The 20,083-nt window shown below is 48.8% G+C and carries 10 protein-coding genes; 9 read left to right on the top strand and 1 reads right to left on the bottom strand.

The window, feature by feature from the left end; translation table 11 throughout:
• Positions 1-42: 42 nt before the first annotated feature.
• From QU597_RS11110 to QU597_RS11130, 5 genes are all read left to right on the top strand, one after another.
• Positions 43-1,668 carry an ABC transporter substrate-binding protein gene (locus QU597_RS11110; RefSeq protein ID WP_310832687.1) on the top strand — a complete coding sequence of 542 codons (1,626 nt, stop codon included), beginning with the start codon at positions 43-45 and terminating at the stop codon, positions 1,666-1,668.
• A 28-nt stretch (positions 1,669-1,696) separates the two neighbouring features.
• Positions 1,697-4,150 (top strand): PfkB family carbohydrate kinase, encoded by a 2,454-nt coding sequence (locus tag QU597_RS11115; protein ID WP_310832688.1) that lies wholly within the window; start codon positions 1,697-1,699, stop codon positions 4,148-4,150.
• Positions 4,147-6,426, top strand: a complete 2,280-nt coding sequence (locus tag QU597_RS11120) for a GH32 C-terminal domain-containing protein (RefSeq protein WP_310832689.1) — start codon at positions 4,147-4,149, stop codon at positions 6,424-6,426. Before QU597_RS11115 ends, QU597_RS11120 begins: the two co-directional genes overlap by 4 nt.
• Before the next feature lie 194 nt (positions 6,427-6,620).
• Positions 6,621-12,341, top strand: coding sequence for an S-layer homology domain-containing protein (locus QU597_RS11125; protein WP_310832690.1), 5,721 nt, complete (start codon positions 6,621-6,623; stop codon positions 12,339-12,341).
• 135 nt (positions 12,342-12,476) lie between these two features.
• The gene (locus QU597_RS11130; RefSeq protein WP_310832691.1) at positions 12,477-13,898 is read left to right on the top strand and encodes a GH32 C-terminal domain-containing protein; all 1,422 of its coding nucleotides are present in this window, start codon (positions 12,477-12,479) and stop codon (positions 13,896-13,898) included.
• Between the two features lie 51 nt (positions 13,899-13,949).
• On the opposite strand, the gene QU597_RS11135 is transcribed toward QU597_RS11130, so the two are convergent.
• Entirely contained in the window at positions 13,950-14,318 is a 369-nt protein-coding gene (locus QU597_RS11135) for a winged helix-turn-helix transcriptional regulator (RefSeq protein ID WP_310832692.1), read from the bottom strand.
• Between the two features lie 479 nt (positions 14,319-14,797).
• Between QU597_RS11135 and QU597_RS11140 the strand changes: the two genes are divergently transcribed.
• The 4 genes from QU597_RS11140 to QU597_RS11155 all read left to right on the top strand — a co-directional run bounded on the left by QU597_RS11140 (position 14,798) and on the right by QU597_RS11155 (position 20,026).
• Positions 14,798-15,901 carry a Gfo/Idh/MocA family protein gene (locus QU597_RS11140; RefSeq protein WP_310832693.1) on the top strand — a complete coding sequence of 368 codons (1,104 nt, stop codon included), beginning with the start codon at positions 14,798-14,800 and terminating at the stop codon, positions 15,899-15,901.
• Between the two features lie 237 nt (positions 15,902-16,138).
• On the top strand, positions 16,139-17,647 hold the full coding sequence (locus tag QU597_RS11145) for a spore germination protein (protein ID WP_310832694.1): 1,509 nt from the start codon (positions 16,139-16,141) through the stop codon (positions 17,645-17,647).
• 24 nt (positions 17,648-17,671) lie between these two features.
• Positions 17,672-18,931, top strand: coding sequence for a Ger(x)C family spore germination protein (locus QU597_RS11150; protein WP_310832695.1), 1,260 nt, complete (start codon positions 17,672-17,674; stop codon positions 18,929-18,931).
• Positions 18,932-20,026: a GerAB/ArcD/ProY family transporter gene (locus QU597_RS11155; protein ID WP_310832696.1), complete on the top strand. Its 1,095-nt coding sequence runs from the start codon at positions 18,932-18,934 to the stop codon at positions 20,024-20,026.
• Positions 20,027-20,083 lie beyond the last annotated feature (57 nt).

The raw sequence follows: 20,083 nt of genomic DNA on the forward strand, positions 1-20,083 counted from the left end.
TGATTTGCGTTTGTGGAACGAAATTAGGGGAGGTTATGTAGAATGAAATCATTATTCAAAGGTGCGGGAATTGTCATGCTGGCCGGAGCGTTTGCGCTTAGCGGATGCTCGGGTAATGGCAACAGTGCAAATAACCAGGCGGGAAGTCCGGATCAGGAAGCCAATTTCAACAAAACCGGTCTTCCGATTGTTAAAGAAGCAGTGTCCTTAAGAATGGTATCCCCGAAGGCTGCATTGGCACCGGAATTCTCAGAGATGGAAATTTTCAAACGGCTGGAAAAAGATACTAACGTAAAAATTAACTGGGAAAACATCCCTGACACCGATTATGCAGAAAAGAAAAACCTGCTGCTTGCGAGCGGTGATTTGCCTGATGCCTTTTATGCAGCCGGCTTCACTGATTACGAGTTAATCAATTATGGCAAGGATGGAACCATTATTCCGCTGGAGGACTTAATTGATCAATATGCGCCTAATTTGAAAGCGCTTCTTGACCGCCGGCCCGATATCAAATCCTCGATCACAGCACCGGATGGACACATCTACGGACTACCGTCCTGGGAAGAGAACAACCTCGGAACCAACCCCTTCTTCCACGTTATTAATAAAAGCTGGCTGGATAAGCTGGGGCTGAAGGTACCGCAAACACTGGATGAATACACGGAAGCACTACTTGCCTTTAAAACACAGGATCCGAATGGCAACGGGAAGCAGGATGAGATCCCGCTAAGCTTCATGCACATGCAGTGGTGTATGGATATTGCCGGACTATTCGGTGCTTTCGGCCTTCCGGATAATCTGGAGCACCGGGTCGTCCGTGACGGGAAAGTTATTTTTACCGCGACTCAGCCTGAATATAAGGAAGCTCTGAATTATTTCCATGAAAAATGGTACAAAACGGGTCTGATCGATCCGGAATCCTTCACCCAGGACGCAGCACAGTATCTGGCCAAGGGTAAAACAAACGATGAGACGCTAGGATCTTACGTCTGGTGGGAAGTTGAAGAAGTTGTAGGAACCGAGCGTGCCAAAGATTATGTTCTGCTGTCACCGCTGAAAGGACCGAATGGGGATCAAACGATTGGACGCGCCAATGGCGGCGGCCCGGGACGCGGATCCTTTGTGATTACCAAAGAGAACAGCAATCCGGAAATCACTATGCGTTGGATTGATCAGCAGTTTGAGCCTTACATGGCTGCCCAAATCCACTGGGGTCCGCTGGATATCGTGTATAAAAAGGATGAAAACGGAAAACTGGTAAATCTGCCGCTTCCTGATGGCGCATCTGCAGGTGAATTCCGTCAAAAGGTAGCACCGGGATCAGGCGCACCTGGCATCATTACTTTCGATGACTTCGGAAAAGTTGTAGATATGGAGCCTCGGGCCCAGCAGCGTGCCAAGGATTTGGAGCAATACTACAACCCTTATATGGAAAAGGAAAACTATCCGAATATCTTCTTTGAACCGGAGGAACTGGATAAAATCAACAAGATCGAGCCTGAGCTGATCAAGTATGTAAATACCCAAAGAGGAAGATTCATTGTGGATGGCGGTGCCGATGCGGAATGGGACAACTATCTGAAGACACTGGACAAAATGGGCTTGAAGGAACTTATGGAAATCTATCAAACCGGATTGGATCGCTATAACGCAAATCTGAAAAATTAAATAAATAGATGATAGGTGGGGAGAAACTGTGCTTGATGTTATCGCCATAGGAGAAGTATTGATAGACTTTACTCCAGCTGGTCGCACAGCAGGGGGGAATGAGCAATTTGAATGTAATCCAGGAGGGGCTCCGGCAAACGTGGCCGCAGCACTATCCCGGTTAGGAGCCAAATCTGCTCTCATAAGCAAGGTCGGAGAGGATCAATTCGGTTCCTTGCTGCACAACACCTTGTTAGGCAGTGGTGTGGATGTGTCGGAAGTTTCTTATACGAATGAAGCGAGTACAACACTGGCCTTTGTCCATCTGGATGATCAGGGAGACCGGTCGTTCAGCTTCTTCCGCAAGCCGGGAGCAGATACCTTCTTACACTCGAGGGATATCCCGCTTCACCGGATTGAAAGCTGCAAGGCTCTTCATTTTGGATCATTGTCCATGACCCATGAACCTGCCCGTACAGCAACCAAGACGGCAGTGCTTAAGGCTAAGGAATCAGGAGTTTTGCTCTCATTCGATCCTAATATCCGGTTTGCGTTATGGAAGAGCAAGGAAGAAGCCAGACAGAATATTTTTTGGGGCATGAATTATGCCGATATTCTGAAAATATCGGAAGAAGAGCTTTCTTTTATCACGGGGATCAGCGATGTTGAAAAGGGCTCCCTAGAGCTGCAGCAGCAATTTGATATCTCGTTAATTGTCGTCACTTTAGCAGATAAAGGCTGCTATTACCGCTTGGCTGGTCTGGATGGCTATGTGCCGGGGTTTAAGGTTAAGGCGATCGACACGACAGGAGCCGGGGATGCTTTTCTAGGCTGTCTGTTATACAAGATTCTGGAAAATGGGAGTTCTTTGCATGAACTAACTAGCCAGCAAATGATTAGTATGCTGACTTTTGCCAATGCCGGCGGAGCGTTAGTAACCACACGGAAGGGGGCTCTTGGGTCCATGCCGACGACAGATGAGATTATCCGGATGATAGAGTCCAATCAACAGAATAATGACGATCGTTTTAGACCGGGGTTTCATTTCTCACCCCCCGCTAACTGGGCTAATGATCCGAACGGATTAGTTTACTATGAGGGAAGCTATCATCTTTTCTATCAATACCATCCTTACAGTAATAAATGGGGCCCTATGCACTGGGGCCATGCTGTTAGTGAGGACCTGATTCACTGGGAGCACGTACCTATTGCTTTATTTCCGGATGAGCATGGAGCTATTTTTTCCGGCTGCTGTGTAGTGGACTGGAAGAATAGCAGCGGATTATTTGAAGATTCTCATGGACTCGTTGCGATCTTTACTCATGCGGATACCCATCCGGAGACAGGACAGCCGCGCCAGCGGCAGAGCCTGGCTTACAGCAGCGATAAAGGCCAGACCTGGCACAAGTATGACGGAAATCCGGTGCTCGCCGAGGAGGATCAGATTGACTTCCGGGACCCGAAGGTGTTCTGGCATGCGCAAAGTGAGCGTTGGATTATGGCTATTGTTGCTGGAGACCACGCCCGTTTCTATGCATCTCCTAATTTGCGTGAATGGACGCTTACCGGTGAATTCGGTAGAGGAGAGGGCTCCCATGACGGTGTGTGGGAATGCCCGGATCTGTTTGAGCTGCCGGTGGATAACACCGGGCGTACCAAATGGGTACTCATTATTAGTATTGGAGACAATCCAAACTGTCCGGAAGGATCACGAACGCAATATTTTATCGGGGAGTTCGACGGAAATAACTTCATTAATGACAACCCGGCCGATCATATCCTGTGGCTCGATTATGGCAGAGACAATTATGCGGGAGTTACCTGGTCGGATATCCCTGAGCAGGACGGACGCCGGGTGATCATCGGGTGGATGAGCAACTGGAAGTATGCCAACGAGACACCTACCGGTTCCTGGAGAGGTGCCATGACTCTGCCCCGCGTGTTGTCACTGACAAACCAGGGCGACGAGGGTGTGACACTAACCCAAATGCCTGTCCGGGAAATAGAGCAGCTGCGCCAAGAATCAGCTAACTGGAATGGAATCACAGTTACACCTGAGAACCCTTTTATTCAGAAAATGAACGAAGATCTGCTGGAAATCGAAGCCGATATTGATATCCGGCCCGGTGAAGAGGTTCATATTGGGCTGAAATCCTCCGGGCGGAGTGAGATTGTTATCGGGTACGACCCTGCTAAGGAGTGGCTGTTCATCGACCGTTCCAAATCGGGTGTGACTGATTTCCACCCTTCGTTCGCAAGCACACACGGTGCCAAAATGGTTTCGAAGAATGGAAAGATCAAGCTGCAGATCTGGCTGGATCGTAATGCGGTTGAAGTGTATGCCAACAATGGACTGGTTGCACTGACAGATCAAATTTTCCCTGATGCTTCAATTGATAAAGTTGAAGTAAGCACGCAATCCGGGCAAGTTGTATTGGATTCGCTGCAGATCCATACTCTTAAATCCATCCATATTCCGGATGGTGGGAGGAATGATGCATGAGCCACGTAAACGGCGATCAAGGCTTGATAATGCACTGGGCTTTTGATGAAGGCACAGGAGCAAGCGCTCTGGAGAGCGTATCTGAGGTCCGGGACGAGATACAGTCTGTATTTAATCAAGCAGAGTTTACCGAACGGTCCGGTCCGCAGTGGAGACAGGGGGTGACAGGAACCGGCCTCCTGTTCGATGGTTACTCGACTTCTATCGTCCATCAGGTCGAAGAAGAAGAGAAGAACGGCGGACTGAAATCTTTGTCAGCACTAAGTATCGGGGTATGGGTGGCTCCGCGCACCTATGACTTAGGTCATGAAGGCAAGCTGACAGCTATTGTGAACCGCCACAATATGGAGCATAAACAAGGTTATCTGCTTGGCATGTTCAGGCACGGTTCCTGGTCCTTCCAGGTTGGGCTGGAAGGAGGAAGCTGGAAGGAGCTTTGGTCACCGGAAGGCTATGAATTGCCAAAGAACGAATGGTCTTACGTGAATGCTGTATTTGATGGAAATCAGGGTGAAATCAAACTGTATCTGAACGGCAGTGAAGTTGCTTCTTGTGTCGTGCCCAGCGGTTCCCGTCTTGCTGAAGCATTTGGCACAGATCTGCTCATCGGCAAGAATAATCACAGCAGCCTGCTGGCTGGGGTCTTCAGCCTTCAGATGTTCAGCGGGATCATCGATGAGCTGAAGATTTATAACCGGGCCTTAAGTGCAGAGGAAGTGGCCGCTTCTTATCAGCATGTGCTGGATTCCGCACATGGAGGTCTTAGGCCGCAAGTGCCTTATGACGAGATCAGGCTGGACAGGACTCCTCTGCTTACCGATCGGCACAGACCGCAATACCATGTCAGCCCACCCGCTCATTGGATGAACGAGCCTCATGCGCCAATCTATTTTGACGGGCTGTATCATTTGTTCTACCAGCATAACCCGTTAGGGCCGTTCTTTTATCATATCCATTGGGGCCATTGGGTGAGTAAGGATCTGGTCCATTGGAGGGATCTTCCCGTAGCCCTAGCACCCGCTAAGGATCAGCTGGCACCGGACGGAATCTGGTCGGGCAGTGCGACTTATGATGCAGAGGGCTTGCCGGTCCTCTTCTTTACGGCGGGAAATGACAGTGCTTCACCGAATCAGAGTGTTGCGCTTGCCCGGAGTACTTATTCCCAGGATGGAGATCCGGATTTGGTTCAGTGGGTCAAACATCCGGAGCCGCTCATTGTACAGAAGCAGGGTATGGGCGCCTTCGGAGATTTTCGAGACCCTTTTGTCTGGAAGGATGATGACGGCTGGTATGCATTGGTCGGTTCGGGGATTGAAGGCGGTGGCGGAGCCGCATTAGCATTTGAATCACAGGATATGCTGAGCTGGACGTACAAAGGGTCATTCTTTGAAGCGGATATTCAACAGTTCCCTTATCTTGGGCCTATCTGGGAGCTCCCTGTATTTCTTCCTCTTGGCAGTGACAAGCAAGGTGTGAGCAAATACCTCCTGCTGGTCAGTCCTGTGGGAAAAGGCGCTGATGTCGAGGTGTTCTATTGGATCGGTCAGCTGGACAAGCACAATCTGTCCTTCCTCCCGGATCAGGAAGAACCGCAATTGATTGACGTTGGTGATTTTCATTTTACCGGTCCTAGCGGAATGGTGGATCCGAAGACGGGCAGAAATATCATCTTTACTATCGCGCAGGGTGACCGCACATCCGAGCTGGAATACCAATCGGGCTGGGCTCATAACGGCGGATTGCCGTTAAGTGTCTTCCTGAGGGAAGACGGACGGCTGGGAATCGAGCCGATTCAGGAGCTGCAATCGCTGCGCGGCACTAAACTGCTATCGATACGTGACAAGTCTTTGGCTGAGGCTAATCTATCGCTAATAGATGTTCGTGGTGACATGCTTGAGATTCAATTAGAACTGGAGCGGGGCAGTGCCCAACAACTCGGAATCAAAGTCCGGTGTACACCGGATGGAGAAGAAGAAACGCTGCTGTATTATGATTTTAAAGAACTAAAGCTCCTGGTCGACCGAACGAAAACTACACTGCATCCGGGTGAAAAGTGCAGTGGGGTCCAAGGCGGTAAGCTGGAGCTGCTAGGGGAGAATTTGAAGCTTCACATCTATTTGGACCGTTCCATGGTCGAAGCCTATGCCAACGGTTTGAAAAGCCTGACGACCCGGGTATATCCGAGCCGTAAGGATGCTTTGGGGCTGGAGATCTGGGGAGATGGCGAGCCGCTTATTAAATCTATGGAAATATGGAACATGCAGTCCATTTGGTAACAGAAGCGCTATGGCGCTTCTTGCCATTTGGCTCAGAATAAATGATTAAGAAGATTTACATTCCTCTGACTGAAAGCGCTTTATTTGGTTTCTCTCCTTTCATAATTCTTATCTTTTCGTCCTTGTACAAGGAGAGCATCGCGAAATTAGGTATCGTAGCGGCATGAATAAGAGATTATGAAGGAGGCTCTTGAATGAGAAAAGTTAAAGGAAGAAAACCCTGGATATCCAGAATGGTGATAGGGGTTATCGCTCTCCAGCTTGCTGTTCCCGGAATTCCGGCGGCTGCTGAGTCTGGTTCTAATGTTGGACAAGCGACACTTCCAAAAGTAAACATGGGATTGTCCGTAACGGACGCAGTCTATCAAATTCCTAAGGCTGATGCGGGATTGTCAGTTAACGATGCGGTCTACAAAATTGTGAATCCGGGATTTGAAACAGGAGACCTGACAGGCTGGACTGTTGTCAAAGGAAATGCCTTTGGTCCAAATAGCGTCTCAGATGAAGCCACATGGTGGGCGGAACAAATTCCGTATAATCAGGAAGGCACTTATCATTTAAACGGCTGGAAGTATGATGAGGCTGCAACAGGTGTGCTGCGTTCCAGTATCTTCGAGCTGGGCGGCAGCGGCTGGATCAGCTTCAAGCTTGGCGGTGCGAAAAACCCTAACAAGGTATATGCAAACATTGTGGAAGCTGATACGGGAAAAGTAATAGCCAGATACGGCAATAGCGCTTTTGCCGATGTTGGTTTTCCTAATCCCGCTCAGGGCATGCGGCTTGCTAATATGGTGCAGTATAAGGCAGATCTTTCCGGATATTTGGGCAAGAAGCTGTATGTAGAGATCGTAGATAACGCAACCTCAGATTGGGGATTGATTTTTGCGGACGCATTCTTTATGTACCATGAAACAGAGCCGACAGAGGGCATTGTTGCCACGGATATCAAGCCGGATTTCAAGCGTTACCAGATAGACAATCCAAGCTTTGAAACTGGGGATCTATCCGGGTGGACTGTAGTGGAAGGTGAAGCCTTTGGTCCAGACAGCGTGTCGGATGAAACCACCTGGTGGGCGGAACATATACCTTACAACCAGGAAGGCACTTATCATTTGAATGGCTGGAAATACGCCGAATCTGCGACAGGTGTGCTTCGTTCCAGCACCTTCGAGTTAGGGGGAACGGGCTGGATCACCTTCAGACTTGGCGGAGGTAAGCATACGGATCAAGCCTATGTGAGCGTCATTGATGCGGTTACGGGAAACTTGATTGCCAGATACGGCAACAGTGAATTTAGCGATTCCGGGTTTCCGGATCCGGCGCAGGGCTTGAGACTCGCGAATATGGAACAGTATAAGGCCGACTTGTCCAAGTATATCGGCAAGAAACTGTATCTGGAGATCGTCGATCATGCAGCCTCGGATTGGGGGCTGGTTTTTGCTGATGCCTTTAACACCTTCAATGAAATGGTGCCGGATGAAGGGGTTATGGCTGACAATATTATCCCGACCGAAATTACGAATCGCAGTTTTGAGACGGGAAACTTTGAGGGCTGGATGGTGGAGGGGGATGCTTTTCAAGTGACCGATGAAGCTGTGGCCGGCAAAGATGGCAGCTTTTATGCCAAGTCTTCCATGGAAGGGCAGGGCTCCATAACCTCCAGTGCCTTCACACTTCAAGGAAACGGAACGGTGAATTTTACTGTGCTGGATATCGTAAATCCGGAAGAGGCCTATGTGGCACTGTATGACGCCGGCACTGATGCGCTGCTTGAAAAGACCGGAGATGTCAGTGCGAATGAGCAAATTTCCTGGAATGTGTACGAGCATTATAATAAGAGACTTTATATCAAGGTTACTGATCAATCTGGACAGGCCCGGATTTCCGTTGACGCTTTTCAAGCTAATGCTACGGGGAACATCTTTTATATGAATTTTGATGAAGGCGCGGGAAAGAAGGCGCTTGAGGAAGTAAGCAATCTGGAACATGATGTGAACTATGTCTTTAATGATGCAAGATATATGGCTTCTAAGGATCCGAGATGGACTCCGCGCGGAGTCAAAGGCGGTGCCTTATTGTTCGACGGCTACTCGAATGATGTTGAGGTCAGTGCAAAGGATACTATTCCTGTAAGTGATGCGTTAACGATCGAAGCCTGGGTCGCCCCGCGCAGCTACGAATGGGGAGACGGAAACAAGCTGTCTGCGATTGTAAACCAGTCAGATCAGGATAAGGTGGAAGGCTTCGCGCTTGGCATGTACCGGCACGGCACCTGGTCGATGCAGGCTGGGATAGGCGGGCAGTGGATTCAGGTCTGGGTAAAGGATCATCCGCTTGAGAAATACAAGTGGAATTACGTGGCTGCAACGTTCGACAAAAAGGACGGAATGCTTAAGTTGTATCTGAACGGTCAGGAAGTAGCTTCCCAGGCAACTCCGCTCAACATTCCGATCACATCCTCTTCAGCAGATCTGCTGATCGGAAAAAACAATAAACCAGTAGAGCTCGCAGGCCTGTTCTCCTTCAATATGTTCAGCGGACTCATCGATGAGGTGAAACTGCAGAACAAAGCGCTTACGGGTTCGGAGATCCTTGCTGAATATGAAACTGTAAAGGCGCTTCACGGCGGTGCGGTTCCAGAAATTCCAAATGGCGATATTGATGAGGACCCCAGCGTTTTCGACGGTGATCAGCATCGTCCCCAGTACCATGCGATGCCTCCGCAAAACTGGATGAATGAAGCGCATGCGCCGATTTATTTTAACGGCCAATATCATTTGTTTTACCAGCATAATCCTCAAGGGCCATACTGGCATCAAATCCACTGGGGACATTGGGTGAGTGACGATATGGTGCACTGGGAAAATGTAAGGCCTGCGCTTGCACCCGAAGCCGGAACCCTGGACCCGGACGGCGCATGGTCAGGTAGCGCAGCATATGATCGTGACGGTAATCCTGTTCTGTTCTATACCGCCGGCAATGACTCCCTGTCACCGAACCAAAGAACAGGGCTGGCGACTCCGGCTGATTTGACTGATCCCCGCTTAGAGCAATGGGTGAAATATCCAGAGCCGGTAACGGAGCAGAACGGAAACGGCATCCATAACGAGTTTCGGGATCCATTCGTCTGGTACGACGAAGAAGTGGATAAATGGTATCAGCTAGTGACATCAGGACTGCCTGATTTCAGCAGCGGCACAGCGTTGGTATATGTATCTGATGATATGTACAACTGGGAGTATAAAGGGCCTTTATATGTTAGCGACAGAAGTTTTTATCCGGAGCTGGGTACGGTATGGGAGCTACCGGTATTATTACCCGTAGGCAAGGATAGTACAGGCAAGCAAAAGTATATCTTCATGATCAATCCACATGAAAAGCCGGAGCAGGTTCCGCCGGCAAATGATGTGCAAAGAGATGTTGAGGTGTTTTATTGGATTGGAACCTGGGATAGAGATCACTTCAAGTTTATACCTGATCAGGAGGCACCGTCCAAAATTGATGTGGGTGACGGCTATTTAACCGCAGAGAGCGGTATGGTCACACCTGACGGAAGAACGGTCGTTTACTCCATGGTACAGAATGTAAGAACGCCGCAGGCTGAATATCAGGCAGGATGGGCTCATAATCTGGCTCTGCCGGTTTCTCTGAGCCTGGATGAGCATAATGAACTGCGCATTGAGCCGATTCAGGAGCTGCAAAGTCTCCGGGGGACGAAGCTGGCTAATTTTACAGACAAGAACCTGCAGGCTGCCAATCAGCTGATCCAAAATGTCAAAGGCGATATGCTGGAGATTATCATGGAGATTGATCCGGGCGAAGCCCAGAAATTCGGTCTTAAGGTGCGGCGCTCCGATAACGGCCAGGAGGAAACACTGATTTATTATGACAAGACAAATGGAACCTTCAATGTGGACCGGACTAAGAGCAGCATTGATCCGGATGTGCGCGTGGACGGCATTCAAGGCGGATACGTGGATCTGGACGGAGAGAACCTGAAGCTGCATATTTTCCTGGACCGCTCGGTTGTCGAAGCCTTTGCCAATTATAAGAAAAAACTGACAACCCGTGTCTACGTGGGAAGATACGATTCCTTGGGCTTGCAGGTTTGGGCCGACAACGATATAACGGTCAAGTCGATGGAAGTATGGAATATGAATGCCATGACAGGTGAACCGGCTGCTCCGGTCGATGTGCCTGACAACTGGGACAATTCGGTGTATACCGATATTACGGATCTGCCTAATCATGATTTTGCTGCAGGAGACTTAACAGGCTGGATAACGGAAGGAGACGCCTTCCAGGATATCCATGTGACCGATGCCCAGTTTTTCTGGGAAACGATCTATTTCAATCCATCGCATAAAATTCCTGGCGGATATCATTTGTGGGGGTTCAATGAGGAAGCCGGCGGCGATAGTTTGACAGGAACGTTAAAATCACAGAATTTCGTCCTTGGCGGGAACGGAAAGATCAATTTCCTTGTCAGCGGAGGGCGGGATATAGATAAGCTGTATGTTGCACTGGTCCGGGCATCGGACGGAAAAGAGCTGTTTAAGGAGACCGCCACCAATTATGAGGAGTATCAACGGAAGATTTGGGATGCGTCGCAATATATCGGCGAAGAGCTTTACCTGAAGGTGGTTGATCAATCTACCGGCGGTTTCGGACACATTAACGTCGATGATTTCAATGTGCCGGTTAAGGTGCAGAGTCCGTCTAACCCAACCGGGCCGACTGATCCAACCGATCCAACCGATCCTTCCGGCCCGACTGATCCCACTACACCCGTCCCAACCAGTCCGCCGGGTAACGCTGTAATTCCTGGCAGTAAACCGGATAGTCAGAGCAGCTTATCGTTTGAAATGGCAGCGGGGCAGCGGCAGGTGCTGTTCCCGGTGACAACGGCGGCAAACGACGGAAAGAATGCCCTGAAGATTACACATAACGGGGCAGAGGTGGAAATTCCCGCAGAGGTATTGAAGGAACTGCAAGGGCTTATTTCCAAGGACGAGGTTGAGCATGCGAAAATCTCTTTTGAATTGGATACCTTACCCCCAGATCAGCTCAAAGAACTGCTTGAGCGTACCGGGCGCAAGAATACAGCGGGAATATCCGCTATCGGAGAAGCCTATGATTTCAAGCTGTCTATTGTAAAAGCCGATGGAACTATCCAGCAGCTTAAGACATTCTCCAAACCGGTAACAATCAGGCTGAGTACAATGGGGAATTCCCGCCAGGATCTGACGGGCATGTATTACATCGCCGAAGATGGCAGTCTGGAGTACATGGGCGGAACCTTTTCAAGCGATAAATGGACGGCGCATGTGAACCATTTCAGTACCTATGCCGTTCTTACCTATGACAAGTCGTTTGATGATGTCGATGCCTCTTATTGGGCCTATGACGTGATTAAAAGGATGGCTGCGAAGCAAATTGTGTTAGGTGTAAGTGAAACGGCATTCGCACCGAAGCAAAACGTGACAAGGGCTGAGTTTGCTGCCCTGATTACCCGTGCATTCGGAATAGAAGCTTCGAACCCGGTTGCATTCAAGGATGTTGATCCGACCAAAGGATACGCTGCTTCCATTGCCGCAGCGTACGAAGCAGGAATCGTAACCGGAAGAAGTATAGCTACCTTTGCACCGGAGGAAACGATAAGCCGGGAAGAAATGGCGGTTATGATCTATAAAGCGTACCTGTTTCATACACGACAGAATGCCGCCTCTGAAGAAATGAGTAATTTCAAAGATGCCGGCACTGTTAGCAGCTGGGCCGCTAATTCGATCGGTGCTGCACAGAAGCTTGGCTTAATCAGCGGCCGCGGAAATCAATTATTCATGCCGCATGAACAAGTAAACCGCGCAGAAAGTGCACAAATTATTTCGCTTTTGCTTGATAAAGTAAATAAATAACTGGTGAGGAGAAGGCCGGGAGCATGGCGGAGTAATCTTACGCCGTGGCTCCGGCTTTCTCTGCATCACTGTAAGCACGCTAAGCCAACGCAAAGCCAACGCAAAGCCAACGCAAAGCTAAAGGAGGAATGATTAATGAAGGAATTTTTTTATCGTCCGGAGAACGCATGGGTAGGGGATGTTATCCCCTATTATGAAGACGGGGAATTTAAACTCTTTTACCTGCATGGCTGGAGAGAGAATTACCGAGAGGGAATGGATCAAGGCTGGCATTTGCTTGGAACAGAGGATTTGGTGAATTTTAGGGAAGACGGGGCCTGCAGGATCGAAGGCGGGACCGGACATATTCTCAAAGTGGATGATGTCTATCATATGTTCTACTGTATTTTTCCTGAAGGCAAACAGTTCGCCTGCCATGCCATCAGCAAGGATCTGCGGTCATGGGAGCCAGTTCCAGAAGACACTTTTGGTCCGGATGGGGAAATTTATGAACTAGCTGACTGGCGTGATCCCTTTGTATTCTGGAATGAGGAAGAAGGGCAATACTGGATGCTGATTGCAGCCCTGAAAAAGGGGCCGACGAGCCGTAAAGGCTGTACCGGTCTGCTGTCGTCCAAAGACTTGAAGCAATGGGAATACAGGGAACCTTTATACGCACCAAACCTGCATGTAGGAGCACACGAGTGCCCGGACTTGTTCCGGATAGGAGACTGGTGGTATCTGGTCTATTCTTCTTATACGGGGCGTTTCGGCACCTTTTACCGGATGAGCCGTTCTTTGAACGGACCTTGGATGACTCCGCAGGAAGAAGCGTTTGACGGAAGGGCTTATTATGCGGCTAAGTCTGTATCCGACAGCCAGAAACGTTATTTATTCGGCTGGAATCCGACGAAAAATGACGATCTGTTCGGCTGGAACCCACCAAAGTCCACCGGCAAGGATTACGATACTTGGGACTGGGGCGGCAATCTGATTGTGCATGAAATCTTTCAGCGTCCGGATGGTACCCTTGGAGTAAAAGTACCCGAAACGGTTGACTCCGCCTTTGGTACACAGGTGCCCGCGACCTTTGAGGGAATCGTCGGAGACTGGTTAATTTCGGATAACTTGCTTCACTGTGAATCTCCTTATGCCTTCGCCGGTTGTATATCGCAGGAGGAACTGCCCGGATTGTGCAAGGTTTCTGCAGCCGTACGATTCTCCGGGGCGACCCAAGGGTTGGGTTTTATGCTTCGGGCTGAGGAAAGTCTGGATTTTGCCTATTACCTATCGCTGGAGCCCCAGCGCAGCCGGATCACCTTTCGTGGACCGGTTATGCAATCAGAAGAAGGAGGCAAAACCTTCCCATACGAGGTGGAGCTGGAACGCCCGTTACAGTTACTGCCGGAACAGGAATATGAGCTGAAGATATTCATTGATGGCACCATTTGCGAAATTTATATCGGCGGGGAGGTGGCGATGAGCGCCAGAATGTACGATATTCAGCATGGAAAGCTTGCCGTGTTTGTTAGCCAGGGTACTGCGGAGTTTAGCCGGGTTAAGATCGAAAGGGTATAAGAGAACTGTCCCATTTGCAGAGAAACCTGCTTATGGGATTTTGACTTTATTCTAACCTTCTTCGAATTTGGGTATATCACCGTATTCTTTACCGAAGTCCTCCATCTTTTCAAGGATGGGAAGTAATTTGATACCCTTGTCAGTTAACGAATACTCTACGCGCGGAGGAACTTCCGGGTATACTTCACGTTTAATGACCCCATCGTTCTCAAGCTCCCTAAGCTGATTGGTAAGCGAACCTTGTGATAACCCTCCAAGAAATTTTTTTATATCCGTATAACGGCGTGTTTCTCCTTTTAGAAACCATAAGATGAAATACTTCCAGCGTCCTGAAAGAACATTTTGGGTGAAGGCTATCGCATACATATCCTTTTTTTCATCCATAAATTCTTTGTCAAAGCCTTCGTTGCAAACCCTCATTGATATCACTCCTAGTCCGAGGGTACAAATAGTTGTACTATGTCCATTTATATTGCCCTCTTTGCAGTAGGACATAATGGCTTTATGATGTTGTCAACAAACCCAGAACTATTACGCATGTTCTTTTGGTTTTATATTTAGCAGTCTAATTAATATCATAACATAGAAAGTAGTTATTGCTTTCACAGGAAATTCAAGACTAAAACTTTCGATATTAGACGGGAAATCTTACTGTTCCTACACCTGAAGAAGCTAAAATCAGGAAAGAAATAAAGAACGTTTTGTCCTTGGAAGTGCGAAACAAGAGTTCAACATAAATTAGTATGGCACCTCAAAATCATAGTGATATAGTTTCGCCCTGCTAAATAACCTTCAAGGGATGAGGAATGAATGACAGATCAACTGGATTGTGATATTCGTCAGTCGTTAGATCGGATCTCCTCCTGCTTTTCAAAATTCAATAAATGGAGCTGGTATACATGAGTAAAAAAATACGAACCGGAATTATAGGCGGATCAATTAATAACGGATGGGCGAGAGGCACACATATTCCGGCTATTGAGCATCTGAATGAGTTTGAGCTTACGGCAGTTGGGACAAGTAATAGCGAGAGTGCGAAGAAGAGCGCAGAAGCTTTCCATGCAGATCACGGGTTTGATAATATGGAGGATTTGGCAGAGCATCCTGATGTGGACATGTTAGTGGTTAGTATTAACGTCAAGGAACATTATAATGCCGTTAAAGCTGTTGCTCCTGCGGGAAAACCGATATATTGTGAATGGCCACTTGGATCAAATACCGGCGAGGCGCTTGAAATGCAGGAGTGGGCGGCGTCCAGCCAGTTACCAAATGCAATTGGATTACAGGCCAGACAGGCCCCTGCCATCAATTATGTGAAAGATTTATTGGTTGAAGGCTATGTGGGAAAAGTCTTGTCAGCCAATTTAAAGGTAGCTTTGGATGGAATGGGAGGAGTGGCTGACAAAGCTACTGCGTACTTATTTGATCGGAAGATAGGCGGGAATTTGCTCACTATTGTAGGCGGACATAATCTGGATGCATTTACCTACATGCTTGGGGACTTTACTGAACTTTCTGCAGTTACGGCACAACAGTTTTCTGAAGTCGAACTGGCGGATATCCGCAAAGTTATAAAGAAGACGACGGATGATCAAATACTGATTACAGGAAAATTGACGAACGGTGCGGCAGCCAGCGTTCATATTCAAGGCGGAGTCAAACATCAGACAGGACTCAGACTTGAAATCTTTGGAGACAAGGGCACGATCGTGCTGAGTGCGCCTGCCTCGATTCAATTCGGATCACATAAATTACAGGGAGCAGGGCCTGAGGACCATGAATTGCAGGAATTAACTATTCCCGAATCATATTACTGGGTACCGGATTCCCTTAAAAATGACTCCGGATTTGTTCTGAATATCGCTCAGGCTTACCATAAGTTTGCCCGAGACATCCGTGAAGGAACATCCTTGGCACCAAGTTTCACAGATGCGGTCAAACTTCATCAGTTACTTGATGCAGTGGAGCATGCTGCACAAACTGGAGAACGGCAGTATTTATAACTGGACCATCTAAGATACACAAGTTCTATTAAAGTGATAATGACATGCATGAAGCTAAAAGGCTGCCGGGATTTTCTCGGCAGTCTTAGTTTTAAATCAGGAATAGTTTAGTTTTATTTTATTTATTACCACTTACGGCATCTGTAACGCGATAGGGGATCAAATCCATATAGGGTTTTATAGAACGATGCATAATTCCCTCATTTACAGCAAATACCAACATGAGGGGGATGCCGCATGGAACAGCAAACAACCAACAAACAGTTAGAACCAGAAATGCTGTATCCGGATCTTGCGTACAACATAGAACGGATGCAGCTGGAGTTCCTGAATTGTTCAGATATAATGTACCGGAATTGCAGCATCGGGGGACTAAACCGGGCGACACTCATTTATGTGGATGGGATGTGTGATGTCCAGGCCGTGGATGAATTTGTGCTGCAGCCGCTAATCGAGCATTTTCGCAGAAGCTCTATGGTGGATGAAGGCAGAGCTGCTGAGCTGAAAGAGATTTTTATTCCGACACTGAAAATTCGTATCGTATTTCAAACGAAGGAAGTCATCCAAGCGGTCCTGCGCGGTGAAACGGCAATATTCACGGAGGGCAATGCCTTTGTGATGCTGGCCGACCTGATCAAAATGGAGAAACGTGCGATAGAGGAAGCCACCTCGGAGAAGGTAGTCCGTGGTCCGCGGGATGCGTTCATGGAGACGCTGCGGACCAATACCTCCCTGCTCCGGCGGCGTCTCCGTTCCTCCAAGTTGAAGCTGGAAAGTATGACGCTGGGCAGCCTCACGGAAACGGATATTGTGATCGGCTACATGGAAGGCATTGTGAAGGAAAGTCTGGTCAAAGAAGTGAGAGCCCGTCTGCAGAAAATCCAAATCGACGGGATCATTCATTCCAGCAATATCGAAGAATTTATTGAGGATAATGTGTTCTCTCCGTTTCCGCAGATTCAGAATACGGAGCGGCCAGATGTGGCGGTCTCCAGTCTGCTTGAAGGCAAAGTCATTATTATCACGGACAATACGCCGTTTGTGCTCATTTTACCAATGACCTATTGGTCCGGACTGCAGGCTGTAGACGATTATTCGGACAGATTTATGTACGCTACCTTTGTGCGCTGGATCAGGTATACCTTCGTGCATATTTCACTCTTGCTGCCTTCTCTGTACGTGGCATTGACTACTTACCATCTGCAGGTGATCCCCACTTCACTAGTGGTCAGCATTGCCTCTGCCAGAGAAGGTGTTCCGCTTCCGGCAGTTATCGAGGCTCTAATTATGGAGTTTATTTTTGAGGGCCTGCGTGAAGCCGGAATCCGGCTGCCCCAGCAGGTTGGTCCTGCAGTCAGTATTGCCGGAGCACTTGTTATTGGACAAGCGGTAGTAGCAGCGGGAATCATATCCACACCAATGGTGATCATCGTTTCTCTGACGGGAGTCGCTTCTTTTGCTTTTCCTCTGTATAACCTGGGAACTGCCTACCGGATGCTCAGATTCCCTTTACTGGTCATAGCCGGAGTACTTGGTTTCTATGGTATTGTTTTATTTCTCATCGCGCTCTCGGTGCATATGGTAACGCTGAAGCCCTTTGGTGTGCCTTATATGGCACCTTATGCGCCCATGTCGACCGGCAATCTGAACGATGTGCTTGTACGTGCGCCTAAACCCAGGATGCGCAAACTGTTGCCTTGGCTGACCAATGGCAAGTCCGAACGGTTCCCCAAACGTACCAAATAACAGGCAAGAAAGGGATATGGGCGTATGTTCAAGAAACTAATAGTGATATTCGTCGCCTTGTCGCTTGTTCTCACCGGATGTTGGGATCGTCAGGAATTGAACGACCAGGCGATTATTCTGGGCTGGGGGATGGATCTCTTAGAGGATGGCCAATATCTGGCGACAGCCAATCTCGTGCTTCCGCTTGCCTCCAAAACGGGAGGGCAGCAAGGCGGGGAACAGGGGGGCCGTTCCGGCTTCATGACGGAGACTGCTTACGGCAAAAACAACAGGGATGCCGAACAGAATATGCAAAGAAAGCTATCGCGGGTGCTTTTCCCGGGGCACCGGCGGAATATCTTTATCGGGGAGAAGCTTGCGGAACACGGTGTTTTTTCGATCCTGGACGAGTATGGCAGAAGTCCGATGGTACGCCCGAGAGCGAATATTTTTGTCGTCAGGAAGGCAACTGCGCAGGAGGCGATGAGCCTGGCATATCAATTGGAGACCAATCCGGCGATTGCCGTGCAGAAAATTCAGGAGAAGAGCGGGGCACCGATCAGCCGGTCACTGCTGGACTTTTTTATCTCGGCCAACGGGACCGGCTGTGGAATTATGCCTGCGCTCACCATCTTGCCGCCGGAAGTGAAGATTGACAAAAAGAGTAAAAATGACAGCCCGCCGCAAACGACTCTCGGGATATACGGGGCTGCTGTTTTTAACGGTCAGCTGAAGCTGGCAGGGTACCTGAAATATGATGAATACTGGGTCAGACTATGGATTGCAAACAAGCTGGTATTCCGGACTTTCACTACTATCATCAATGCTGTGGATGCGGATAAACCAGGCGGGGCGGTAGAGGATGCCCTCTCAGGAGCAACCAGTGGCAAAACGGTGACTGTCAGTGTGGACAGCTTCAAGAGTGATATTACGCCCATATTCAGCGGAGCCCTGCCAAGGTTTCGAATCCTACTGGAAGGCAAGGGATACATTGAAGAGAATAACTCCCCGCTGAATCTCTCAAAGCCGGCAAATGTTAAGAAAGTAGAAGCCCGGATGAACCAATATCTTGAAGAGAAGATCAGAAGAGTCGTCACGAAAGTGCAAAAGGACTTCAAATGCGATATCTTTGGATTCGGAGATACGATTCACCACCGTCATCCTTACCGTTGGAAGAAGCTTGCTGCTGACTGGGAGACGATATTTCCGGACATCGATCTGGACATCACCGTAAAGCTAAATCTGACCGGAACGGGGCTTACAGGAGAATCCCTACTCCCGACGAGAGAAGGCGGTGAAGAGTAGATGAAGATCAACAACCGCCAGCTGTTCTGGATGATCTTGATGCTGGAGATCGGAATCAACCTGCTGATCACGATGACAGCGACGATTCAGAGTGCCAAGCAAGATTCATGGATCTCCTATATTCTGGCTGGGATCATGGGGCTGGTCATTACTTATGTTGCCGCCAAGCTCAGCTCTCGATATCCCCGGCAGACCTTGATAGAGTATAGCGTGGCGATTCTGGGGAAATGGGCCGGCAAGCTGATTGTGATCCCGTTTTTCCTCCAGTGGTTCTGGGTGATGAGCCTGATTCTGCGTGATGAGTTCCTGTTCATCCGGTTGAGTGTCCTCTATAAGACACCTGCCTGGGTGATCATCGGAACGATGATTGGAGTGGTGTTCTATACAGTGTACCATGGCGGGGTTGAAGCGATCGGCAGGGTCAGTGAGCTGTGGGGGCCTATCCTGATGGTTATTCTTGTACTCACCTTTGGCTTAACCGCCAATAATCTCAACTGGTCGATGCTCCTGCCCGTATATGCTGATACCGGACCCTGGCCTATTGTGGAAGGAGCGCTTGCGCCGGTGTCACTGCTGGGCGAAGCCGTCCTGCTCATGATGCTGTTCCCCTTCGTGGAGCATCCCGGCAAAGAAACACGAAAGGCGCTGCTGCTGGCTGTTGGCTTCTCCTCGGTACTTCTGCTTCTTGGTGTTCTGTGGGTCTTGATGACCTTCGGTCCTGAAGTAAGCGGGCGGCTGCAATTCCCTTTTTTTGAGATGGTTAAGCTTGTCTATCTGATGGAGTTTATTCAGAATATGGATATTTTTGTGATGGCTATTTGGCTGGTTTCTATCTTCGTTAAGTTGTCCATCGTCATGTTCATTACCAGCTACGGAGTCGCACAATGGGCCGGAAAGACCCGCAGCTGGAAAAAAATTCTCTGGGGCGTAGCTCCGGTAACGTTCATCCTCACTATGCTGGTTATTACTTTAAATCCTCCGGCCGGACTGCTGCTCAAAAGTGTCTGGATCCGCTATGTGCTTCCGGTGAATATGGTGGCGATTCCGTTGTTCCTATTGGCAGTCTCTTCTATAAAGGCGAAAGTGAAACAATAAATGATCTATGATTTAACAGCCCGTTAACATGCTTCATATGTTCGCGTGATATAACTG

Origin of the sequence: Paenibacillus pedocola, from assembly GCF_031599675.1 — a bacterium.
Lineage (GTDB): Bacteria > Bacillota > Bacilli > Paenibacillales > Paenibacillaceae > Paenibacillus_AQ > Paenibacillus_AQ pedocola.